This window comes from Paenalcaligenes sp. Me52, from assembly GCF_050487965.1.
Lineage (GTDB): Bacteria > Pseudomonadota > Gammaproteobacteria > Burkholderiales > Burkholderiaceae_B > Paenalcaligenes.
This window is the reverse complement of record NZ_JBKQFO010000003.1, coordinates 431860-456023: the sequence shown is the minus strand read 5'-3', so window position 1 is coordinate 456023 and position 24164 is coordinate 431860. Positions and strand designations below refer to the sequence as shown.

The 24164-nt window shown below is 50.7% G+C and carries 18 protein-coding genes; 16 read left to right on the top strand and 2 right to left on the bottom strand.

The features are described 5' to 3' along the window. Nucleotide 1: 1 nt before the first annotated feature. The 12 genes from ACLO87_RS16355 to lpxC all read left to right on the top strand — a co-directional run bounded on the left by ACLO87_RS16355 (nt 2) and on the right by lpxC (nt 16265). On the top strand, nt 2-1735 hold the full coding sequence (locus tag ACLO87_RS16355) for a peptidoglycan D,D-transpeptidase FtsI family protein (protein ID WP_135862462.1): 1734 nt from the start codon (nt 2-4) through the stop codon (nt 1733-1735). Continuing rightward, complete coding sequence (murF, locus tag ACLO87_RS16350) at nt 1735-4524, top strand: bifunctional UDP-N-acetylmuramoyl-L-alanyl-D-glutamate--2,6-diaminopimelate ligase MurE/UDP-N-acetylmuramoyl-tripeptide--D-alanyl-D-alanine ligase MurF (protein WP_430224284.1); 2790 nt, start codon at nt 1735-1737, stop codon at nt 4522-4524. Before ACLO87_RS16355 ends, murF begins: the two co-directional genes overlap by 1 nt. Continuing rightward, on the top strand, nt 4514-5686 hold the full coding sequence (gene mraY, locus ACLO87_RS16345) for a phospho-N-acetylmuramoyl-pentapeptide-transferase (RefSeq protein ID WP_135862459.1): 1173 nt from the start codon (nt 4514-4516) through the stop codon (nt 5684-5686). The genes murF and mraY overlap by 11 nt, the downstream gene beginning before the upstream one ends. Continuing rightward, the gene (gene murD / locus ACLO87_RS16340; RefSeq protein WP_430224295.1) at nt 5683-7176 is read left to right on the top strand and encodes a UDP-N-acetylmuramoyl-L-alanine--D-glutamate ligase; all 1494 of its coding nucleotides are present in this window, start codon (nt 5683-5685) and stop codon (nt 7174-7176) included. The genes mraY and murD overlap by 4 nt, the downstream gene beginning before the upstream one ends. Then, nucleotides 7173-8366 (top strand): putative lipid II flippase FtsW, encoded by a 1194-nt coding sequence (ftsW, locus tag ACLO87_RS16335; RefSeq protein WP_135862456.1) that lies wholly within the window; start codon nt 7173-7175, stop codon nt 8364-8366. Before murD ends, ftsW begins: the two co-directional genes overlap by 4 nt. Continuing rightward, complete coding sequence (gene murG / locus ACLO87_RS16330; RefSeq protein ID WP_430224283.1) at nt 8363-9433, top strand: undecaprenyldiphospho-muramoylpentapeptide beta-N-acetylglucosaminyltransferase; 1071 nt, start codon at nt 8363-8365, stop codon at nt 9431-9433. The genes ftsW and murG overlap by 4 nt, the downstream gene beginning before the upstream one ends. Further along, a complete protein-coding gene (gene murC / locus ACLO87_RS16325) occupies nt 9430-10836 on the top strand; it encodes a UDP-N-acetylmuramate--L-alanine ligase (RefSeq protein WP_135862452.1) in 1407 nt (468 codons plus the stop codon). The genes murG and murC overlap by 4 nt, the downstream gene beginning before the upstream one ends. Further along, nucleotides 10833-11783, top strand: coding sequence for a D-alanine--D-alanine ligase (locus tag ACLO87_RS16320; RefSeq protein WP_430224282.1), 951 nt, complete (start codon nt 10833-10835; stop codon nt 11781-11783). The genes murC and ACLO87_RS16320 overlap by 4 nt, the downstream gene beginning before the upstream one ends. Before the next feature lie 10 nt (nt 11784-11793). After that, nucleotides 11794-12588, top strand: coding sequence for a cell division protein FtsQ/DivIB (locus ACLO87_RS16315; protein WP_135862445.1), 795 nt, complete (start codon nt 11794-11796; stop codon nt 12586-12588). A gap of 5 nt (nt 12589-12593) precedes the next feature. After that, nucleotides 12594-13820 carry a cell division protein FtsA gene (gene ftsA, locus ACLO87_RS16310; protein ID WP_135862444.1) on the top strand — a complete coding sequence of 409 codons (1227 nt, stop codon included), beginning with the start codon at nt 12594-12596 and terminating at the stop codon, nt 13818-13820. A 157-nt stretch (nt 13821-13977) separates the two neighbouring features. After that, nucleotides 13978-15144 (top strand): cell division protein FtsZ, encoded by a 1167-nt coding sequence (gene ftsZ, locus ACLO87_RS16305; RefSeq protein WP_135862443.1) that lies wholly within the window; start codon nt 13978-13980, stop codon nt 15142-15144. A 197-nt stretch (nt 15145-15341) separates the two neighbouring features. Further along, the gene (lpxC, locus tag ACLO87_RS16300; protein ID WP_135862441.1) at nt 15342-16265 is read left to right on the top strand and encodes a UDP-3-O-acyl-N-acetylglucosamine deacetylase; all 924 of its coding nucleotides are present in this window, start codon (nt 15342-15344) and stop codon (nt 16263-16265) included. Between the two features lie 50 nt (nt 16266-16315). On the opposite strand, the gene ACLO87_RS16295 is transcribed toward lpxC, so the two are convergent. Next, nucleotides 16316-16801 carry a DUF721 domain-containing protein gene (locus ACLO87_RS16295; RefSeq protein ID WP_168246810.1) on the bottom strand — a complete coding sequence of 162 codons (486 nt, stop codon included), beginning with the start codon at nt 16799-16801 and terminating at the stop codon, nt 16316-16318. Between the two features lie 24 nt (nt 16802-16825). On the opposite strand from ACLO87_RS16295, the gene ACLO87_RS16290 reads away from it, so the two are divergent. Next, complete coding sequence (locus ACLO87_RS16290; RefSeq protein WP_430224281.1) at nt 16826-17767, top strand: peptidoglycan DD-metalloendopeptidase family protein; 942 nt, start codon at nt 16826-16828, stop codon at nt 17765-17767. 109 nt (nt 17768-17876) lie between these two features. Beyond that, nucleotides 17877-20612: a preprotein translocase subunit SecA gene (secA, locus tag ACLO87_RS16285; protein ID WP_135862436.1), complete on the top strand. Its 2736-nt coding sequence runs from the start codon at nt 17877-17879 to the stop codon at nt 20610-20612. A gap of 84 nt (nt 20613-20696) precedes the next feature. Here the strand turns inward: secA and ACLO87_RS16280 are convergent, their stop codons facing one another. After that, complete coding sequence (locus tag ACLO87_RS16280; RefSeq protein ID WP_430224280.1) at nt 20697-21506, bottom strand: IclR family transcriptional regulator; 810 nt, start codon at nt 21504-21506, stop codon at nt 20697-20699. A 135-nt stretch (nt 21507-21641) separates the two neighbouring features. On the opposite strand from ACLO87_RS16280, the gene ACLO87_RS16275 reads away from it, so the two are divergent. Together ACLO87_RS16275 and ACLO87_RS16270 are read left to right on the top strand one after the other, a co-directional pair. Next, complete coding sequence (locus ACLO87_RS16275) at nt 21642-23354, top strand: FAD-dependent oxidoreductase (RefSeq protein ID WP_430224279.1); 1713 nt, start codon at nt 21642-21644, stop codon at nt 23352-23354. A gap of 15 nt (nt 23355-23369) precedes the next feature. Next, the gene (locus ACLO87_RS16270; protein WP_430224278.1) at nt 23370-24149 is read left to right on the top strand and encodes an SDR family NAD(P)-dependent oxidoreductase; all 780 of its coding nucleotides are present in this window, start codon (nt 23370-23372) and stop codon (nt 24147-24149) included. The last annotated feature ends 15 nt before the right edge of the window (nt 24150-24164 follow it).

Genomic DNA, 24164 nt, shown 5'->3' with positions numbered 1-24164 from the left:
CATGAAACGCTTTGGTTATCACGATAATCCGGTCCTAGAAGGTCGCCTGCCCATGTGGCGGGCGAAGTTGGTTTTGCTGATGGTCATGATTGGCTTCGTGGCTTTGTTGGGTAAGGCACTGTATTTGCAGGGGCTTTCCACTGAGTTTTTACAACAGCAAGGTGAGCGTCGCTACCAACGTACGATTGAATTGCCGCCTATGCGTGGCAAGGTGTTTGATCGCACAGGCAACGTGGTGCTGGCAAGCAGTATTCCAGTGAAAGCTGTGTGGGCTATTCCTGAAGATGCACGTCGCGCAACACCAGAGCAGGTGGCTGCGCTGGCAGCGTTGCTGGAAATGCCAGTGGCTGATGTACAGAAACGTCTGAATATTGAAGACAAAAACTTTGTCTATATTCGTCGTCAGCTTGATATAGATGTGGCAGCAGAAGTGGCTGCGTTGCGCATTCCAGGTATTCACCAACAAGATGAAATGCGTCGGTCTTACCCAGAGGGTGAGAGCGTGGCACACATTATTGGCTTTACCAATATTGAAGACCAAGGTATTGAAGGGATTGAACTGGCCTTTAATGCTGAATTGTCCGGTCAGTCGGGTTCACGTCGTGTGATTCGTGATCGTCTGGGTCGTATTGTGGAAGATGTGCGCGATGCCATTCCTCCTGTACACGGCACTGACCTGCGTTTGTCAGTAGACGCTGGTATGCAGTACGACACTTACTCAGTACTGAAGAATGCTGTAGAGACAAATAAAGCGGCAGCTGCAGCAGCGATTGTGTTGGATGTGCAAACAGGCGAAGTGCTGGCATTGGTGAACTTGCCTACGTATGACCCTAACGATCGTGCTGATCGTAAAGGTGGTGCACTGCGTAACCGTGTATTAACGGATACGTTTGAGCCGGGCTCTATCATGAAGCCATTCACCGTTGCGCTGGCGCTAGATAATAAAAAGATCACGACAGAAACCAAATTCAATACAGGTAATGGTACGTATCGTTATCAAGGGGCGACTATTACTGATGTGAGTCGTCATAACGGTACGCTGGATGCCGCAGGTATTTTGCGCCGATCCAGCAATATCGGGATGGCTATGATTTCAGAGCGTCTGACCTCTGAAGAAATGTGGAACAAATTTAATGAGCTGGGTTTTGGTCGTGTACCGCACACGCCTTTCCCTGGTGCAGCGGCAGGTAGGCTGCGTCCATGGGAGCGCTGGCGTCCCATTGAGCGGGCCACCATGGCGTACGGCTATGGGTTATCAGCGTCGTTGATTCAAGTCGCACAGGCCTATACGGCCTTTGCGCGTAACGGTGATGTGGTGTCGTTGTCGTTGCTGAAGCGTGATACCCAACCATCTAGCGTACAGGTATACACCCCAGAAGTAGCGCAAGAAGTGCGCCGTATGCTGCAAGCAGCAGCAGGCCCTGAGGGGGCTAGGTTAGCGCAGGTGAAGGGTTACACCGTTGCCGGTAAGAGTGGTACAGCACGAAAAATTGTGGATGGTAAGTACAGTAGATCAAGCTATAGAAGTTCATTCGTAGGCTTTGCTCCCGCTACCGATCCACGCATTGTTGTTGCGATCAGTATTGATGAGCCTAGAGCAGGTGGTTACTTCGGTGGTTTGATCGCGGCTCCCGTATTTTCTGAAATTGTTGCCAACAGTTTGCGCAGAATGGGTGTGCAGCCAGATGCACCGATTGAGTCGTTGGTGGCTGTAAGTGCCAATAGAGGTGAATAATGATAAATAAAACAACTAACCAAATTTTAGAGTGGTTGCATCAGCAGGTGTCGTCGTCGGCCCAGCTGTGCTTGGACTCTCGTCAGATTGAAAAAGGGGATGTGTTCTTTGCATGTCCTGGCATCAGTGGTGATGGCCGCGACTTCATTGCTAGTGCTGTAGCAAATGGTGCTGCAGCGGTGGTGCGTGAACAAAGCGATAAGCCTGCTACTGTAGATGTACCTGTATTGGATATCGCGAACCTTAGCGATGTGCTGGGCGATGTGGCTCACCAATGGTGGGGGCGTCCTTCTGAGCAGATGAAGGTTATTGCGGTAACAGGTACAAACGGTAAAACATCTAGCGTGCAGTGGATCGCTGCGGCGCTAAATAACTCAGAAGTGCCTTGCGGAACCATTGGTACGCTAGGTGTGACGTTGCCTGATGGCACTAATTTGGGTGGCAAACTGACCACTCCTGATGTGCTGACTATGCATCGTAGTTTGGCCAAGCTGCGCGAAGCTGGCGCAAACTTGGTGGCCTTGGAAGCGTCGTCTATTGGCATTGTTCAGGGCCGCTTGAACGGCGTACATATTGCCATCGCTGCATTGACTAATTTGTCCCATGATCATTTGGATTACCACCTGACCTTTGAGAACTACCAAGCTGCCAAAGCAAAATTGTTCCAATGGCCAGGTTTGGAAAGCATGGTGATCAATGCAGATGACGCTTTTGGTCAAACTGTGTTGGCAACAGCAGCTAAAGCCAGAAAAATCTCGTACTCCCTACAAAGTCGTGAAGCGGACGTGTTTGGGGATGACGTGCATATTGGTGGTGATGGTCAAGTCTTTAACTTGATTACGTCGCATGGTACTGCTCAAATTCTGACCCATTTGTTGGGTGAGCATAACGTGGCCAACTTGCTGTTGGTTTCTGGTGTGCTGCAAGAGCTGGGTTGGCCTGTAGCGAAAATTGCTCGTTTGATGGCAACGCTAGGCCCTGTTCCTGGTCGCTTGGAAATTGCTAAGTCTTTAAGTATTGCTAACCGTGCCATGCCATTACCGCTGGCGGTTGTGGATTACGCTCATACTCCTGATGCGTTAGAGCGAGCCTTGGTGGCATTGCGTGCCGTAGCACAGGTACGCGGCGGTAAGTTGGTGTGTGTGTTTGGTTGCGGTGGTGATAGAGACACCGCTAAACGTCCGTTGATGGGTGGTATTGCTGCACGATTGGCGGATACCGTGATCGTGACCACCGACAACCCTCGCTCAGAAAAACCTGAACACATCATTGCGCAAATCGTGCAAGGTATTGAGGGCGAGCACGAAGTTATTGAAGACCGCGCACAAGCCATTCTGCAAGCGTTGTGGAGTGCTGAAGCTGCCGACGTCGTGTTGATTGCCGGTAAAGGCCATGAAGATTACCAAGAAGTAGCAGGCGAGCGTCATGTGTTTGACGATCGTCAGTGGGCTGCTTTTGCGCTGACATGGTTAAAAGGCGTAGATCTATGCACAGACAGCCGTCAACTGCAGCCACAAAACTTGTTTGTGGCCGTGCGTGGTGAGCAGTTTGATGGTCATACCTATTTACAGCAGGTCGCAGAAAAAGGTGCGTGTGCGGCATTGGTTGAATACCGACAGTCAGAGATCAACCTGCCTCAGTTTGTGGTGGGTGATACGCGTCAAGCACTGTTGCGCATTGCTAAGGTGTGGCGTCAGCGTTTCTCTATTCCTGTGATTGCTGTGTGTGGTAGCAATGGAAAAACCACCACTAAAGAAATGATCGCCGCGATTCTGCGTGAAAGCTTGGGGGCGGATAATTTCGTGGCTACGCTTGGCAACCTGAACAATGACTTGGGTGTGCCGCTGTCCGTATTGCGTTTGCGTGATACCCATCAAGCCGCTGTGTTTGAGTTGGGTATGAATCACCCAGGAGAAATTGCGGTATTGGCTGATGTGGCCAGACCAACCATTGCATTGGTGAATAACGCCCAGCGTGAACACCAAGAGTTTATGCACACTGTACAGGCAGTGGCAGAAGAAAACGGCAGTGTTTTCAGCTACCTGTCCGAAGACGGTATTGCTGTGTTCCCCGGTGACGATGCATACACTGCATTGTGGCAAGACTTGGCTGCAGGCAAAAAAGTGCTGACTTTTGGTTTCGGTGACGGGTTGGCTGTGTATGCAGAAAGCATTCAAGTGAATCCGGCGCACACACGTTTCCAACTGCACGTTCAAGCTGAAGATGCAGCCATCAAACTGCCAGTTCCTGGCGTGCATAATTTGCGTAACGCTTTAGCGGCTACGGCGTGTGCAGTGGCTGCAGGCGCTGAATTATCTGCTGTCGTTGCTGGGTTACAGGCCTTTAAGCCTGTGAGTGGTCGTATGCAGCCTAAATCAGTGGTAGAGGGCTACCAGCTGATTGATGACAGCTATAACGCTAATCCTGATTCGGTACGTGCCGCTATTGATGTGCTGGCCGAGTTAGAAGGCCGCACGGTATTGGTATTGGGCAATATGGGTGAAATTGGCGAGACTCGCCAAGCTGCTCATGCTGAGGTAGGCCAGTACGCGAAAGAACGCGGTATTCAACACCTATTGGTCATAGGCTCTGATGCGATGTTTGCAGCCGAAGCTTATGGTGATGATGCAGAACATTTTGAAAGCATGGAGGATTTGCAAAAGCAGTTGATCGCTTTGATGCCAGCCCATGTATTGGTTAAAGGGTCGCGTACAGCACGTATGGAGCGTGCTGTACAGGCATTGGAACAACATTTTGCAATAACAGAGGGAGCTCAGAATGCTTCTTGAGCTGTCACGTTGGCTCGCGGAGTCACACATACGCGCTTTCGGGGTATTTGAATACATTACCCTGCGAGCGCTGCTTGCTGCTGCCACATCCTTGATCATTGGGTTGTGGTGTGGGCCTTGGGTGATCCGTAAATTGACAGAAATGAAGATAGGCCAAGCTGTACGCAGCTATGGGCCTGAGTCCCACCTGCAGAAAAATGGCACACCAACAATGGGTGGTGTGTTGATCCTGATCTCCGTAGGTATTAGTACCTTGCTGTGGGCCGACTGGACTAACCGCTTTGTGTGGGTAGTGTTGTTGGTGACTTTCGGCTTTGGTTGGATTGGTTGGGCAGATGACTATAAAAAAGTCGTGAACCACGATCCAGAGGGTATGTCCTCACGCCAGAAATTCTTTTGGCAAGCACTGATCGGTATTGTGGCAGCGGTGTACTTGAGTTTTGCTGTGGCTGCTCCAGCAACCGTAGACCTGTGGCCATTGTTTAAAGATTGGGTGTTGAGTGGTTTCACTATGCCACTGCCTACTCGTGCTGACTTGATTGTTCCGTTCTTTAAGAGCGTGAGTTACCCACTGGGTGTATTTGGCTTTGTAGCACTGACCTGGTTTGTGATTGTGGGTTCCAGTAATGCCGTGAACCTGACTGATGGTTTAGATGGTTTGGCCATTATGCCTACCGTGATGGTGGGTGCTGCATTGGGTATTTTTGCCTATGTAGTGGGCCGTGTGGATTACTCCAAATACTTGCTGTTCCCCTACATTCCAGGTGCCTCTGAGTTGATGGTGATCTGCGCGGCAATAGGTGGAGCAGGGTTAGCGTTTTTGTGGTTTAACGCGTACCCAGCACAAGTATTTATGGGTGACGTGGGCGCGCTGGCCTTGGGTGGTGCCTTAGGTACTATCGCTGTGATCGTACGTCAGGAAATTGTGTTTTTCATCATGGGCGGGGTGTTCGTAGTAGAAACCTTGTCCGTCATGATGCAGGTGATGTGGTTCAAGTACACCAAAAGGCGGTATGGCGAAGGGAGGCGGTTCTTTAGGATGGCCCCATTGCATCACCACTTTGAAGTAAGTGGCTGGAAAGAAACCCAAGTAGTAGTACGTTTTTGGATTATCACCATCATGCTGGTCATGATTGGCTTATCGACACTGAAATTACGATGAACAACTATCACTTCCCCTCGTTGCGTACCGACGGCCTGACCCTAGTTCTAGGGTTGGGGGAGTCTGGTATGGCTGCGGCGCGCTGGTGTGTAGAGCGAGGCGTTTCTGTGCGCTTGGCGGATACGCGCGCAACGAATGCAGCGGCGCAAGCGTTGCAGGAAGAGTATCCACAACATGTGAGTTTGTGCCTAGGGACACAAGCATTGGAAAACTCCGTGTTGGATGGCGTGCATAGCTTGGTGATTAGCCCCGGCTTGTCCCCTGAGCAAGCAGGTGTCAAAGAGCTGTTGGCTTATGCAGCGCAGCAGGGTATTGATACCCTGAATGAGACTGAATTGTTTGCTCGTGCATTAAATGACATGGCTGAGCAGGGCTATCAGCCTAAAGTGGTTGCTATTACAGGTACCAATGGCAAAACCACCGTGACAGCACTGACACGCTTTATGTTTGAGTGTGCAGGGATGTCTGCGGTTGCTGCGGGCAATATCAGCCCAGCAACGATTGCTGCACTGCGCCAGCACTTGAATGATGACACCTTGCCAGAAGCATGGGTGTTAGAGCTGTCTAGCTTCCAACTGCATAGTCTGCATTCATTGCGTGCTGATGCAGCATGTGTACTGAATATTAGTCAGGATCACTTAGATTGGCATGGTTCGATGGAAGCTTACGTAGCTGAAAAAGCTCGCGTGTTTAGCTTCGCTAAGTGCCATATTGTGAATAGAGACGATGCGGCTACGGTAGCCATGGTGAGCGATATGCGTGCTTTGCATGTGCGCTCTTTTGGTGCGAGTGCTCCTGTATTGCAAGGCGATATGGGTTTGCAAGACGAGTCTAGCTTGAGTTGGCTAGCTGTAGGCGAGCCAGAGCCTAACCAAGGCGAACGGCAACCCGCTGCGACGGTGCAGGCATTGATTCCTGGCACAGCACTGCGTATCCGTGGTCAACATAACGTAATGAATGCCCAAGCTGCATTAGCATTGGTCCGTGCCGCTGGTTTGGATTGGGAACCTGCATTGGATGCGCTGCGTAAATACGCCGGTGAGCCACACCGTGTAGAGCTGATTCGTCATATTCAAGGCGTGCAATTCATCAATGACAGCAAAGGTACTAACGTAGGTTCTACGGTAGCCGCTTTACAGGGCTTTGATCAGCCAATGGTGCTGATTGCTGGTGGTGAAGGTAAAGGTCAGGATTTCACTCCGTTGGCACAAGCCGTGGCTAAATCGGCTGTGGTAGCCGTGGTGTTGATTGGTCGCGATGCACCTATTTTGGAAAAAGCCTTACAGCAAGAATCCACCACACCTATAGTGCATGCCTCGTCGTTGGATGAGGCGGTACGCATGGCCTACGAACGTGCGCCTGAGCATGGCATGGTGCTGTTGTCACCCGCCTGCGCAAGCTTCGATATGTTCAAAAGCTACGAGCACCGTGGCCACTGTTTTGTGGAAGTGGTGCAAGAGCTAGCACTGGATGAGGGAGAGGTAGCATGAGTCTATTTGCCGACCTGACCTCTAGCGTAAACGCTGTTCGGCCTGGCCGCACAGCGTTGCCGGCATTTGATGTTGCATTGCTGGCAGCTGGTGTGGTGTTGGCGGCATTTGGCTTGTTGATGGTGTACTCGGCTTCTATCGCATTGGCAGATGGCCCACGTTATGAAAGCTATGGACGTTACTACTTTGTTATACGCCATGTGATCTTTTTGACCATCGGTTTGGTGTTCGCGTTACTGGCAGTGAATCTTCCAATGCGCGTGTGGCACAAGCTAGCTATTCCACTGTTCTTATTAGCCGTGGTGATGTTGATGGTGGTCTTGGTGCCAGGTATTGGGCGTGAAGTGAATGGTGCGCGACGTTGGTTGCCATTAGGGCCTGTGAACTTCCAGCCTTCAGAATTGATGAAAGTGGCGATTTTACTGTTTGCTGCTGATTACACCGTTCGTAAAAAAGAACATATGCAAACTTTCTTGCGCGGTTTCTTGCCTATGGCAATGACGCTAGCTGGCGTAGGTTTGCTGCTGTTGATGGAGCCTGACTTGGGGGCGTTCATGGTGATCGTAGCGATTGCTGTGGGCATTATCTTCATCGGCGGTTTGAACGTGAAATTGTTCGCTAGCCTCTTGGGCAGCATGGTGGTGAGTTTCTTGCTGCTGATCTGGCTATCACCCTGGCGTAGAGAACGTATTTTTGTGTATTTGGATCCTTGGAATCCAGACAATGCGTACGGCAGTGCATACCAGTTGTCGCACTCATTGATTGCTTTAGGGCGCGGTGAGTGGTTTGGCGTAGGTTTGGGGTCTAGCGTAGAAAAGCTGCACTACCTGCCTGAGGCCCATACTGACTTTATTGTGGCTGTAATTGGCGAAGAGCTAGGGTTTGTAGGTGTGGCTGTTCTGATTTTGCTCTTTGGCTTCATCGTATGGCGCGGTTTTGAAATTGGCCGCCAAGCCTTGGCGATGGACAGACAGTTCAATGCCATGGCGGCACAAGGTGTGGCCATTTGGTTTGGTGTGCAGGCCTTTATCAATATTGGTGTGTGTTTGGGCTTGTTGCCTACTAAGGGTTTGACTCTGCCGATGGTGAGCTATGGTGGTTCCGGAATTATTGCCAACTTGGTGGCCTTTGCCATCATGTTGCGTGTGGATTATGAAAACCGCAATTTGATGAGGGGGAAACGCACATGAGCAAAACCCTGTTAATCATGGCGGGTGGTACAGGTGGGCACATCATGCCGGGCTTGGCTGTGGCGCATGAAATGCGTGCACGTGGCTGGCGGGTGGTATGGATGGGGCATCCTGAGCGTATGGAAGGTGAGTTGGTGCCTGAGCATGGTTTTGCTTTAGAACCATTGCGCTTTGCTGGTGTACGCGGCAAAGGGGTAAGCACACTCGTTAAATTGCCATTGACGTTATTCAAAGCATGTAGCGCTGCTGCTGGTGTGTTGAAACGTGTACAGCCTGATGTCGTACTAGGCATGGGGGGTTACGTGGCGTTTCCTGGTGGCTTGATGGCTGCCATGAAACGTATTCCATTGGTCATACACGAACAAAATGCAGTAGCGGGTACGGCTAACCGTTGGTTAGGTAAGCTGGCGAGTAAAACACTAGTAGGCTTTCCGGGGGCATTGCCCGGTGCCGTGATGGTGGGCAACCCTGTACGCGCAGCGTTCCGTAATGTTGCTCCCCCTGAGCAGCGTCTGGCTGGCCGTCAAGGCAAGCTGAAGCTGTTGGTAGTGGGTGGTAGCTTAGGCGCTGCTGTGCTGAACCAAACTATTCCTGCTGCGTTGGCGACTATAGATCCAGCGCAGCGACCAGAAGTATTGCATCAAGCAGGCAAGCAACATATTGATGATGTGCGCAAGCGTTATGCAGATGCTGGCGTCAAAGCAGAGTGCACGGCCTTTATCGGTGATATGGCGCAAGCCATGGCGCAGGCAGATTTGCTAATCTGTCGCGCTGGTGCCATGACCGTTGCAGAAGTGGCAGCGGCTGGGGTGCCTGCGCTGTTCATTCCATTGCCACACGCAATTGATGATCACCAAACGGCAAATGCTCAGTATTTGGCGGGTTGTGGTGCTGCATGGTTGCAGCCACAACGTGAGTTCACTGTCGAGTGGTTGGCGCAGTGGCTAACAGAAAGAACCCATGATGAATTACTGCGCACGGGTGTCCATGCGCAAGAACACGCCCAGTTGCACGCAACAGAACAAATCGCGAATGCGTGCGAACAGTTGGTAAGGAGGGCGGTATGAAGCACCGCATTAAGCACATACATTTTGTAGGGATAGGCGGCTCAGGCATGAGCGGTATTGCCGAGGTGATGTTGAACCTTGGTTATGCGGTGAGTGGGTCGGACATACAGGAAAGCGCGATTACGCGTCGCCTGTCAGAGTTGGGTGCGCGCATTGTGATTGGTCATAATGCCGAGAACGTGCAAGGTATGGGGGCGATTGTGACCTCTACCGCTATTGCCGGTGATAACCCAGAAGTATTAGCAGCACGTGCAGCACGTATTCCGGTGGTGCCTCGCGCGTTGATGTTGGCTGAACTCATGCGATTGAAGCGCGGTATTGCCGTCGCGGGTACGCATGGCAAAACCACGACTACCAGCTTGGTGGCCAGTGTATTGGCAGCCGGTGACTTAGACCCTACCTTTGTGATTGGTGGCCGCTTGAACTCGGCTGGTGCCAACGCACGTTTGGGCCAGGGTGACTACATTGTGGTAGAAGCAGATGAGTCAGATGCTTCCTTCCTGAGCCTGTTGCCTGTGATGGCGATCATCACCAACATCGACGTAGACCATATGGATACCTATGGTCACGATGTTGCACGTTTGAAAAGTGCATTTATTGACTTCACACACCGACTGCCATTTTATGGCAGCGCCGTGTTGTGTATGGATGATGCCAACGTACGCGAGATTATTCCTTTTGTGTCGCGTCCAGTAACCACCTACGGTATTGAGCAGCCTGCACAAGTTCGAGCAGTGAATTTGCGCTGTGTGGGTACATGTATGCACTTTGATGTAGAGCGTCAAGGTAGCACGGGCATGTTGCCTACGCTGTCCATCGTACTGAACTTGCCGGGTAACCATAACGTACTGAATGCCTTGGCAGCGATCGCTGTAGCGACAGAGCTGGGCGTACCTGATGCTGTTATCGCTAAAGCACTCAGCGAGTTTACTGGTGTGGGTCGTAGATTCTCACAAGTGGGTGAGTTTGATGTGCCTGAGCGCAACGGTGGTGGCAGCTTTACCGTAATTGATGATTACGGCCATCACCCCAACGAGATGGCTGCTACATTAGCGGCTGCGCGTGGCGCATGGCCCGAAAGACGCATTGTTTTGGCCTTCCAGCCGCACCGTTACACCCGTACTCGCGATTGCTTTGAGGACTTCGTGAGCGTGCTGGGGAATGCGGATGCTGTCTTGCTAACCGAAGTGTATGCCGCAGGTGAGAAACCGCTGGTAGCGGCTGATGGTCGTTCCTTGGCCAGAGCTATTCGTGTAGCAGGTCGAGTGGAGCCTGTGTTTGTGGCAGAAATCGAAGAGCTGCCACGAGCCATATTGGATTTTGTACGTGATGGTGATGTGGTGATCACGATGGGTGCAGGCAGCATCAGTCGTGTACCCGCACGTTTAGGGGAAATAGAATGACGCAGAGTTTTGGTAAGGTTGGCGTACTGTACGGTGGCCATTCCGCTGAACGTGAAGTTTCTCTGATGTCCGGTCAGGGTGTGCATGATGCCTTGCGTAGCAAAGGTGTAGACGCGCATTTATTTGATACCGGTGAGCGCTCGTTGGCCGAGTTGGCTGAGCAGAAATTTGATCGCGTATTCATCGCGCTTCATGGCCGTTATGGTGAAGACGGTACCTTGCAAGGTGCGCTGGAAATGCTGGGTATTCCTTACACCGGTAGTGGTGTGATGGCATCTAGCGTGGCCATGGATAAAGTCATGACCAAGCGTATTTGGATGCAGAAAGGCTTGCCAACACCAGCATTCGAATTGCTGGATAGCGATGCTGAGCTGGCGGGTTTGGATCAGCGCTTAGGGTTGCCGTTCATCATGAAGCCGCAGCACGAAGGTTCTACCGTAGGTTTCTCCAAAATTGATAGCGTAGAGCAGATTCCTGCGGGCTACGCCTTAGCAGCTCGCTTTGACCATGTGTTGGCTGAGCGTTTCATTAAAGGTCGTGAGTTGACTGTGCCCGTTTTGGGCGTGGGTGAAAGTGCTCGTGCATTGCCTGTGATTGAGATCGTAGCGCCAGGTGGTAACTACGACTTCGAACACAAATACATCAGTAATGAAACACAGTACTTCTGTCCTGCAGATTTGCCTGAGGCCCTGAGTCAGGAAATCCGAGAAATCACCCGTCAGGCTTTCTTGGCGCTGAATTGTGAAGGTTGGGCACGTGCTGACTTTATGCTGGACGAGCAGAATCGTCCTTGGCTGTTGGAGATCAACACATCCCCAGGCATGACCAGCCACTCTTTAGTACCAATGGCCGCTAAGGCTGAAGGTATTAGTTATGCGGATCTGTGTGTACAGATTCTGTCTATGGCTAGCTTGAAAGTACGTGCAGTTGCGCGTCTTGAGAAATAGGAGCCGCTAGATGTTTGCTGACGCTCGCCTCACTAATTTTGTTGCCAATGTGCTGGCTTTGCTAGCCGTGGCCGCAATAGTGGTGGCGGTCGTCATCTGGAGTGTGCGTAGGCCGTACTTTGTCATCAAGACAGTACAGATAGAGGCTGTGCAGGATGAAAACCTGAACTACGTCACACCCGCAACAGTAGGGGCAACCATTGCTGGACGATTGAATGGTGATTTTTTCACTATTGATTTGGATAGCACTAGAAAACTGATTGAAACCGCTCCCTGGGTACGACGCGCACAAATTAAACGTGTGTGGCCAGATACCTTGTTGGTACGCATAGAGGAACAACAACCGCTGGCGTACTGGAACGAAAACGAAATGATCAACACCTGGGGCGAGGCGTTTGCCGCGAACGAAGGCGTGTTGGATGACGAGTTGGTACTGCCCCAGTTGTTTGGGCCACCAGCATCCGAGCGTTTGGTCGTGCAGCGTTATGCCGAGGTGGCACGGTGGATGGCGCCTTTGGGGGCGAACATTCGTGAGATTACCTTGAGCCCGCGTTATGCGTGGGAAGTTGTGCTAGCAGATGGCATGCGATTGAACTTAGGGCGTGACCCTGCAGCAGATAGTGCTGACTTACACGGTAGAGCCGGTGCGTTGCCTTTTGCTGCCAAGATGGAACGCTTTGTACAAGCTTGGCCAGCACTGATGGAGCGTCTGGATAACCGCCAGATTGCCAGTGCTGATTTACGTTACACCAATGGGTTTGCCATTACCTTGGCTCCCCAAACATCAACTCCAGTGAAACCATAATTAATATGACCCGTGACATTAAAGACTTAATCGTTGCACTTGATATCGGTACCAGTAAAGTGGTCGCCGTGGTGGCGGAGATCCTGCCAGAAGGGCGCTTCGAAGTACTGGGGTTGGGGCAGCATGAATCGCAAGGCATGCGTAAAGGGGTAGTGGTCAACATTGAAACTACCGTGAACTCCATCCAGCGCGCACTGGAAGAAGCCGAGTTGATGGCCGACTGCAAAATCCGTGAGGTGTATACCGGAATTGCAGGCAGCCACATCACCAGCTTTAACTCCAGCGGCATGGTGGCGGTGAAAGACAAAGAAGTGACCGCAATGGATGTGGCTCGCGTGATCGAGACAGCTAAAGCAGTCAATATTCCTACTGACCAGCAAGTGCTGCATGTGCTGACTCAAGAGTTCATTGTGGATTCGCAAGAAGACATTAAAGAACCTATAGGTATGAGCGGCTTGCGTTTGGAAGTGCGTGTGCACATTGTGACGGGAGCTGTAAGCGCAGCGCAGAACATTGTTAAATGTGTGCGTCGTTGTGGTCTGGAAGTACAAGACCTGATCTTGCAACCATTGGCCTCCAGCTTGTCCTGCCTAACTTCTGACGAGAAAGAGTTGGGTGTGGTGCTGGTAGATATTGGTGGTGGTACTACAGATATCGCGATCTATACCGGTGGTGCGATCCGCCATACTGACGTGATTCCTATTGCTGGCGACCAGATCACTAGCGATATCGCCGCCATGTTGCGTACACCTACACCGGATGCGGAAGAGATCAAACTGCGCTTCGGTTTGGCTAAACAAGTGTTGGCGCATGATGATGAAATGATTGAAGTGCCTGGGTTGGGTGATAGACCTAACCGTCAGGTGAAGCGCCAAGCGTTGGGCGCCATTATCGAACCACGTGTGGAAGAGCTGTTCACCTTGGTACAGCAAAGCCTGCGTGAGTCTGGTTACGAAGATTTAGTGTCTTCTGGCATCGTGCTGACTGGTGGCTCGGCTATGTTGCCTGGCATCGTAGAACTGGCAGAAGACGTATTCCTGAAACCTGTGCGAGTGGCCGTTCCAGCCTACGAAGGCAGTTTGGCTGATGTGATGCGCAACCCACGGTTTTCTACAGTAATGGGTTTGTTGACGGAAGCGCGTATGCAAAATGCGCGTGGTCGCAAAGTGGCTCAGCAGAAAGGTAGTGTGAAGTCTCTGCTGGCTCGTATGAAAGAGTGGTTCATGAATTAAGCAGTACCGCATTCACCTAGGTGAATGTGTTAGGTGGAAGGAGGCGTTTCAATAGCCTTGCGAGCTCAGCGCTGGCAACGATATTGAAGCAATTCTTAAATATGCAGCATCGGGGGGCAAGTTAACTTGCCAGATACTTAAAGTGAGGGAGTCGGAAATGATGAACTTTGAAATGTTGGAAACTGACAGCAATGCGACTGTCATTAAAGTAATTGGGGTGGGTGGCGCTGGTGGTAATGCCGTCAACCACATGGTCCGTTCTGGCGTGCAAGGTGTGGAATTTGTATGCGCCAATACAGATGCTCAGTCATTGGGTAGCAGCGAAGCTTCTATACAAATCAGTTTGGGTAACACCGGTCTAGGGGCTGGCGCAAAACCTGAGCAAGGTCGTACTGCAGCTGAAATGGCTCGTGAGCAAATCCGTGGTGCGTTGAATGGCGCTCACATGGTGTTCATTACTGCTGGTATGGGTGGTGGTACGGGTACAGGTGCTGGTCCAGTAGTGGCTGAAGTAGCCAAAGAGCTGGGTATTCTGACTGTGGGTGTAGTGACTAAGCCTTTCGAGTTCGAAGGTGCACGTCGCATGCGCATGGCAGAAGAAGGTATCAATGAGCTGTCCAAGCATGTGCATTCCTTGATCGTAGTATTGAACGAAAAACTCTACGACTTGATGGACGAAGATGCCACTCAGGAAGATTGCTTCAAGGCTGCTGACGACGTGTTGCATAACGCGTGTGCCGGTATTGCCGAGATCATCAATGTAGAAGGTAACGTGAACGTCGACTTCGAAGACGTGAAAACCATTATGGGCGAGCAAGGCCAAGCCATGATGGGTACAGCCGTCGCAACCGGTGAAAACCGTGCGCGCGAAGCCGCTGAACGTGCTATTGCTTGCCCACTGCTAGAAGGCGTGGATTTGCACGGTGCGCGTGGCATGCTGGTGAACATTACTTCGGGCCGCAACCTGAAATTGCGTGAAACACGCGAAATCATGGATACCATCCGTGGCTATGCAGCTGAAGATGCAACAGTAATCTTCGGTACAGCCTACGATGACTCCATGGGCGATGCTCTGCGCGTAACCGTGGTAGCAACAGGTTTGGGCCGTGTCCAAGCTAAACCACAGTTGGTACAGAACAACGAACAAGTACTGCGTACAGGTACTGATAACGAGCCAGTTAGCGGTTTTGACTACGCTCAAGCAGAAGTGCCTGCAGTCATTCGTAATCCACGTAGCCAAGCGTCTGCTCAAGTACGTGCGTTGGAAACAGCCGGAATGGATCACTTTGATATTCCAGCTTTCCTGCGTAAACAAGCAGACTAAGTGATAGAGTAAACACATATCCCCCGATTCATGTGTAGACTCTCGCACGGTAGCGCATCACCTAGGGGTGATGCGCTACAAGCGTATGTATGAAACGGAACTAACTGTCATTTCTTCACACTAATAAATCAGTGTGGCAAAGCCATTAACGGTACAATGGCTAGTTATAAAAAATTTACTAAGCAAGAACATTGACCATGTTACGTCAACGCACCATAGCCAAAACCGTTCGCACTAAAGGGGTGGGATTGCACTCCGGCCGACGGGTGGAAATTACAATGCGTCCGGCTGCTCCTAATACCGGAATTGTGTTTCACCGCATTGATTTACCCGAAGTGGTAGATTTGCCTGCTCGTGCTGATCAGGTAGGTGGTACGCGTATGGCGTCCGTGTTGCAACAAGGCTCTGTACAAGTGTCTACTGTTGAACACTTGATGTCCGCTTTGGCGGGCTTGGGCATTGATAACTTGCACATAGACCTGACGGCAGAAGAGGTTCCCATCATGGATGGTAGCGCGGGTACGTTTGTGTACTTGCTGCGTTCTGCAGGGCTAGAAGAGCAAAGCGCACCTAAGCAGTTTTTGCGTGTGTTGAAGCCTGTGGAAGTGTCTGAAGGCGAAGGTAAAGATAAGAAATGGGCGCGTTTAGAACCGTATGATGGTTTTGCGCTACGTTTTTCCATTGATTTCCATCACCCCGCAATTAACGCAACAGCTAACTTTGCTGAAGTGGATTTTGCCAAAGACTCCTATGTGAAAACCATCGCCAGAGCGCGTACGTTTGGTTTTGCAAGTGAAGTAGAGGCAATGCGAGCCGCTGGTTTAGCGCGTGGTGGTAGTCTGGATAACGCGATTGTGCTGGACGAGTTCCGTGTACTGAACTCTGATGGTTTGCGTTACGAAGATGAGTTTGTAAAACACAAAATTCTGGATGCTATCGGTGACTTGTATCTGATAGGTCATCCTTTGGTGGCTAGGTATGTGGCCAACAAGTCTGGGCACGGTTTGAATAACCTGCTCGCACGTACTCTACTGGCTGATGAAGAAAGCTGGGAACTGGTTACTTATGACAAAGCTGAGCCTGTGGCAGCGGCATTTAGTCATGAGTGGAAGCTAGTGTGACGGGGTCACCATAGTAGAAGTACAAGAGGATCAATCATGGCCCGGACTGTTTAAGTCGGGCCATGATTTTTAATAAGCTTAGCAATAGCGGTGGCCAGTGGCCCAGGCTCCAACGACTGGTGTAAGTCTTGGAAAGCGTCTAGTGCTTGAGCATCCAGTGGCTGCACATTACGTGCAGGTTTGGGAAGGTGACTGTTGGTACCCAAGCTGGCTTGCACCATCACCTGCACGTCGGTCAGTTTCCAGCCCACTTCGTGTAGACACTGCAATATAGATGTAGAGCACTGCCGTAATCTAGCCGCATAGGCTGGTGAGGGAACTGCTAAGGTAATTCGTTGTCCTTCTATATGGGCAACTTTGCAATGCGTATCTGCAGCAAAACGTACTTTCTGGTGTAGCAGTTCTTCAATTGCTAAGAATTGATTGGCGGTAGCCAGCACCGTTGAGCTGTTTCGATCATGACGTAACCATTCCAAGGCTAGTTCAGAAGCCTTATGGGAACGAGTAGAGCGGCGTGGCGTAAAAGTAGATGCCATAACAGAAGTAAGAAAGGAAAAGCAGTGAAACAGCCGACTAGCCCCAAAGCAGTACACAGCCGACATCGTAGTTTGATGATAACGTTGATTGTAGTGCTTGGGATAGCGCTCTCCGCCGGTATAGGGGCCTGGATACAATATAAGATCAGTGCCAAGCCTGCGTTGAGCCCAGAACAAGAACAAGCGTTGAGTGCCCAGTTATCTCGGGATTCCGCTTATGTGCGTGAAAGTATGCGACAGATGGCTGAGCGTGTGGGTACGTTGCAAGCGCGTCTTTCTCAAATGGATACGCTCACCCGTAGATTGGCTGAAAAAGCCGGCGTTAATGCCGATGTATCCGAGGTGACGGACGCCATTAACGGTGAAGAGCCCACCGAGCTAACCGTAGCATTGCCTGACGATTGGAGCGCTGAAGGCTTGGGGCGTGAGTTAGATGGCTTGATGGCGCAAATGAACAATCAGCAAGACTGGCTGCAAATGCTGGATATGGTGATGGTGAGTCAAGCAGGTACTGAGGCGTTGGTGCCGACAGTGCATCCTGTGGACGTCAGTTACATGAGCTCACCATTTGGTTGGCGCCTACACCCAATTTCAGGTCGTCAGAAATTACACGAAGGAATGGATTTCGCAGCCCCTATTGGTACACCGATTGTGGCAGCTTCAGGTGGCATTGTGATCGAGTCCAGATATAAACCTGGTTATGGCAAAACCGTAGAGATAGATCATGGAAATGGTTTGGTAACGCGCTACGCTCATGCTTCTTCACTGATTGCAAAGTTAGGTGATGTGGTGGAAAAAGGCCAACTTATTGCCCGTGTTGGCAATACAGGACAAGTGACCGGAGCGCATTTGCACTTCGAGGTATTGCGGCAAGGAACACCTATAGATCCCGCCTCTTTTTTGCCTAAAGTGGATGAGAGCAACACATTGTTTGCAAAGAATAGCGAACAAGAGGCAAGCGATTAGGCCTCAGGTGCGTTAAACTCTATCAATTTCCTGCTGCTTTTCTTTTAACGCTCAGATTAAAGGGATGCGGGAGCATCAGTAGGTGCTGCCCGTGTGACACGATACAAGAATGGTTTCATTGCTCAAAAAGCTTATTGGCAGCCGCAACGACAGGTTGCTACGACAATACCGTAAACAGGTTTCGCAGATTAATGCGTTAGAGCCTGAGTACGCCGCCCTCAGCGATGACGCGCTGCAAGGCAAGACTGCTGAATTTAGACAGCGGTTGGCCGATGGCAAATCTCTGGATGGGTTATTGCCTGAAGCTTTTGCCGTAGTCCGTGAGGCCAGTAAGCGTGTGTTCGGCATGCGTCACTTTGACGTGCAGTTGCTGGGTGCGATTGCATTGCACTACGGCAAGATCGCTGAGATGCGTACGGGTGAAGGTAAAACATTGATGGCCACCTTGGCTGTTTACCTGAACGCGTTGCCTGCTAAAGGCGTACACGTAGTGACGGTCAACGATTACTTGGCACGACGTGATGCGGACCAAATGAGCCGTCTGTACAACTTCTTGGGTTTGTCCGTTGGGGTGGTTGTTCCTCAGCAAGATAACGAAGAGAAAAAAGCCGCGTACCAGGCAGATATTACTTACGGTACAAACAACGAATACGGCTTTGATTACTTGCGCGACAACATGGAATATCGCGCAGAAGATCGCCGTCAACGTAGTTTGTCCTACGCCATTGTCGACGAGGTGGACTCCATCTTGATTGATGAAGCGCGTACACCACTGATCATTTCTGGTCAGGCTGACGACAATACCGAGCTGTACAAGGCTATGAATGTGGTGCCTTCCATGCTGACACGCATGAAAGAAGAGCCTAAGCCACACGAGCCAGAGCCTGAAGGCGATTTCTGGGTAGATGAGAAAGCCCAGCAAGTACACATTTCTGAAGCAGGCCACGAGCGTGCCGAACAGATTTTAGTAGAAATTGGTCTGCTGCCAGTAGGCGAATCTCTGTATGACCCACGTCATATTTCGCTGATGCACACTTTGTTGGGTGCGTTGCGCGCGCATAACTTGTTCTTCCGCGATCAGCAGTATGTTGTGCAGAACGACGAAGTGGTCATTGTGGACGAGTTCACCGGCCGTTTGATGGTAGGTCGTCGTTGGTCAGACGGTTTGCATCAGTCTGTAGAAGCCAAAGAAGGCGTGCGTATTCAGAACGAAAACCAGACGCTGGCTTCTATTACCTTCCAGAACTACTTCCGTATGTACGACAAGCTGGCCGGTATGACGGGTACAGCCGATACAGAAGCCTACGAGTTCCAAGAGATTTATGGTCTGGAAACCGTGATTATTCCTACCAACCGCCCAATGGTGCGTGTGGATCAGAATGATCAGGTATACAAAACCGACCAAGAAAAATACGCGGCCATCCTGAATGACATCAAAGATTGTTATGAGCGTGGCCAGCCTGTATTGGTAGGTACTACCAGTATCGAAAACTCCGAGCTGCTTTCCAATATGTTGAATGCAGCGAAGATGCCACACGAAGTGTTGAACGCGAAGCAGCACGCGCGTGAGGCTGAAATCGTGGCAGAAGCAGGTAAGCCAGGTCGCATTACGATTGCGACTAACATGGCGGGTCGTGGTACGGATATTGTGTTGGGTGGTAGCGTTGAGCGCCAGTCCATGATTATCCAAGCCGATGACTCCCTGAGCGAAGACGAAAAAGCACAACGTATCGCAACGCTGAAAGCCGAGTGGCAGCCGCTGAACGAGCAAGTTAAAGCCGCTGGCGGTTTACGTATTATCGGTACAGAGCGTCACGAATCCCGTCGTATTGATAACCAGTTACGTGGTCGTGCTGGTCGTCAGGGTGACCCAGGTTCTTCTCGCTTCTACTTGTCGTTAGACGACTCCTTGATGCGCATTTTCGCGGGTGACCGTGTACGTGCCATTATGGACAGACTGCGTTTGCCAGAAGGCGAGCCTATTGAGGCGCGCATGGTATCGCGCTCTATCGAATCTGCTCAGCGTAAAGTTGAGGCACGTAACTTCGATATCCGTAAGCAACTGCTGCAATACGATGACGTGTCTAACGATCAGCGCAAAGTCATTTACGCACAGCGTACAGACGTATTGGAGTCTGAAGACGTCAGCGACGCTATCGCTAACTTGCGTATCGCTGCGGTAACAGACTTGTTCCAGCAATACGTGCCTGAGCACTCCATGGAAGAGCAATGGGATCTGGCAGGCTTGCAAGCGATTCTAGAAAGCGAATGGCAACTGAAAATTGATTTGGTTGGCATGGTTGAAAAAGACACCAGTCTGTCCGAAGAGGACTTGTTGGATGTGGTGTTGGAAGCTTCTGCTAAACAACTGCAAGATAAAGTGACTCAAGTGGGCGCTCAGAACTGGGCTAGCTTTGAGCGTGCGGTGACCTTGCAGTCCATCGATACACAATGGCGTGGTCATTTGCAGGCGTTGGATCACTTGCGTCAAGGTATTCACTTGCGTGGTTACGCACAGAAAGATCCTAAGCAAGAGTACAAACGTGAAGCATTTGCGATGTTTGCAGCTATGTTGGATCGTATCCGTGATGACGTAGTACGCGTATTGCTGACAGTGCGTATTCAACCTGCAGAACAGCAAGCTCCCGCTGAAGCAGTAGCTCAACCTGCTGCAGAGCAAGTACGTTACCACCATGCTGATTACGATGCGGCATTGCGTGGCGAAGCTCTAGATCTGGATGAGGAAGCACCAGCCGAAGGCGATGAACAACGCGTAGGCCGTAATGATCCTTGCCCATGCGGTAGCGGTAAGAAATACAAGCACTGCCACGGTAAGTTGGACTAAACCGTCAAGTGTTCAAGAAAAAGCCTGCCATTTATGTGGCAGGCTTTTTTTTATGGCTGTTGCGCTAGTGTAAAGCGCAGGTGGTTAGTTTTCTTCCTCGGGATATCCAATACTTCTGGATATGGTCATGGCAATTTCGCGTAAGCGAGTTGCGGTAGAACCATCCCAGTTTCCATCAAAACTATTGCTAGGCCCCATGATGAGAATGCCAAGCACTATGTGCCCATTGGCATCAAATACAGGTGCACAGAATGCATCTATGCCAGGGATAGGCATACCTAAGGTGCGTGATAAGCCATATTTACGAGTTTCTGCTAGGTGCTGTTCTAGCGCTGAGTTATCGCTAGTAGGTTGAGAGCCGGTACGTCCATTCTTTTGGCGTTGTTCTAGGCGTAGGTGCTGTTCCACTACTTTTTGTGGTAAGTAGGCGGCAAATAGTCGGCCTGTTGCTGTATTGGCAAGAGACATCACTGTACCGGCCCGTAGATTTACATGCAGTGTTTCAGCAGGTTCTTCGAGGCGGACGATGGTTGCTCCCAGATTTCCCCATACCGCTAATGCCACGCTATAGCCGGTTTCTCTTGCTAGGGCTTCAGCTAAGGGAGTGGCTTCACGTAGCGGATCTAGCCTACGTAAACGGGCGAGTCCTAGTTGTAATGCTAAAGGTCCCAGCTCGTAGTGGCCTGCATCATTTTGGGTGACAAAACCAACTTTCAAAAAGCTCACCATGTATGGATGGGCTTTGCTAGTACTCATCCCTGCGGCCGATGCCAAATCTTTTAACGCTAGAGGTGTGCCTTGTTGCGCTAATTGATTCAGTAGCTCACTACCAATCTCTATGGATTGAATACCGCGTCGATTTTTTTCTGTAACGGAAGGAATAGGTTTTTGCATAGGTTCAGAGTAGGGAAAACGATGACTGAATTATAGGTATAGAAAAATATTTTGTGTTTAAAATATTGAATGTATTCGTTAGTATCAGATATTAAATATTAGATGAACGCATTCGTTAGCTGTTGGAGACAGATAATGCCACAAAATAAGATGTCAGTAGACGTTGTTGTTGTAGGAACGGGAGCTTCAGGTATGTCTACGGCGATTACCGCTGCAGCGCAGGGCTTGAGCGTTGTCGTACTAGAAAAAGAAAAACTGTTTGGGGGTACTACGGCGCGTTCAGGTGGTTGGTTATGGATACCGGGTACACGCCTAGCTACCGAACAAGGGATTCATGAGCCAGCAGGTGCAGCCAAAACGTATTTAAAGCACGAAACCACTACACACTTTGATGAAGCGCGTGTGGATGCATTTTTAGAGAATGGCCCTAAGGCGGTAGAGTTTTTTACACGAAACACGTGTGTGCAATTTGATATGCCTCCTGTTTTCCCGGATTATCACGCCGAGGCAGAGGGTGGCCAACCTGGTGGTCGTTCAATGGTGACCCGTCCGTTTGATGGTAGAGAGCTAGGGCTTCGTGTCAAAAAACTGGCACCTGCGCTGCCGGAACTTACAGTATTTGGCATGATGTTGGGTTCGGGGGCTGAGATTAAGCACTTTATGCGTGCATTCAAATCCCCTTCTTCATTTTGCTATGTGGCGAAACGCTTGAGTCGGCACTTTTTGGATGTGGTGCGTTATGGCCGTGGCATGACGCTCACTAATGGTAATGCGCTAGCAGGGCGCCTAGCGAAAGCAGCACAAGACTTAAAAATACCCGTCTGGTTAGAGGCGAAAGTGACTGCATTGCTGCATGAGCAAGGGCGTGTGGCCGGGGTACGTGTACAGCATGAGGGTAAAGAACAAGAGATTACTGCGCGTTTAGGTGTGGTGTTAGCGTGTGGCGGTTTTCCGTATGACATCCAGCGTCGTAAGGCATTATTTCAACATGCACCTACTGGGCAAGAGCATTTCTCTCCATCGCCTTCTAGCAATACTGGGGATGGCTTGCGTTTGGCTGAAGAGGTGGGGGGATATGTAGATCCTACGATTCCACATGCAGCAGCATGGGTGCCTACATCGGTCACGACTCGCACCGATGGTTCCAAAGGGGTGATGCCTCACTTTATTGATAGAGCGAAGCCCGGCGTGATTGCCGTGAATAAAAAAGGCAAGCGCTTTGCTAATGAGGGCAACTCTTACCACGACTTTGTGCAAAGTATGGTGGCAACGTGTGCAGATGATTCTGAGGTAAGTGTCTGGTTACTGTGTGATCACAAAGCGTTGCGTAATTATGGTTTGGGCTGTGTTGCTCCTTTCCCTATGCCTATAGGCAGACACCTACGTAGTGGGTATTTGAAAAAAGGGAACAGTATTGCCGAGTTGGCGACGCAAATTAGCGTGGATGCCGCAACGTTGGAGCAGACCGTTCAGGAGTTCAACCAGCATGCCCGTCAAGGTCAGGATCCACTCTTTGATAAGGGTGGGCAGGCCTATAACCGCTATCAAGGCGATGCCAACGTGAGCCCAAACCCGTGTTTGGCTCCATTGGAAAATGGTCCTTATTACGCTATCAAGTTAGTGGTGGGTGATATAGGTACTTTCGCTGGGCTGGTGACTGATGCACAAACTCATGTATTGGATAGTAATGGCCAACGGATTAAGGGGTTGTTCGCAGTGGGGAATGATGCGGCCAGCATTATGGGGGGCAATTATCCAGGTGCTGGTATTACGTTAGGCCCTGCTTTGACGTTTGGTTATGTGGCGGGGATGGAGCTAGCTGCAGAACAACAACTAGTAGATGTCTAGGCGAAGGGGAAGCTAATGACTACAACAAACTCAACCACCATACCGTTGTTATTGGAAGGTCGCTTAGCCTTTATTACTGGAGCGGGGCAAGGTAATGGTCGAGCTCTAGCTATAGGTTTAGCGCAGGCGGGGGCCCGTGTGATTGCGACGGATGTGCAACTGGCTGCAGCAGAGCAAACTGCCGCATTGATTACTGCGCAAGGAGGTCAGGCATGGGCCTACAGCTTAGATGTTTGTGATGCGCAAGCTTGTGATGCTGTAGCAGAGCGAGTAGCTGCTGAGGTAGGGCAGATCAGTGTACTGGTTAATAACGCAGGCATCATTATCCGCTCAGGTATGACAGCGCCACACGCGGCAGAGAACTGGCGAGCCACTATGGATGTGAATGTGCAAGGTACGTTCAATGTAACGCATGCATTTTTACCGGCGATACGAGCCACCAAAGGAAGTGTATTGAATATTGCCTCTATTGCTGCGTATGCCGGGCAAGGCGGTAGTGTGGGCTATTCCCCCTCTAAGGGGGCTATAAAAATGTTTACCCAATCGTTGGCAGCCGAGCTTGCTCCAGAGGGGGTGCGCGTTAATGCATTGGCGCCAGGGGTGATTAATACACCGATGACGGCTGCAACTCAAGCGCATCCAGAACGATTGGCGAGCTTTATGACACGTATTCCTATGGGACGGTTAGGGGAGCCAGATGAATTGGTCGGCCCTACCGTGTTTCTGGTTTCTGACATGGCCGCGTATGTGACTGGCGTCACGTTGGCGGTGGATGGAGGCTTTCTAGCAGTCTGATGTAGTGACATTAAT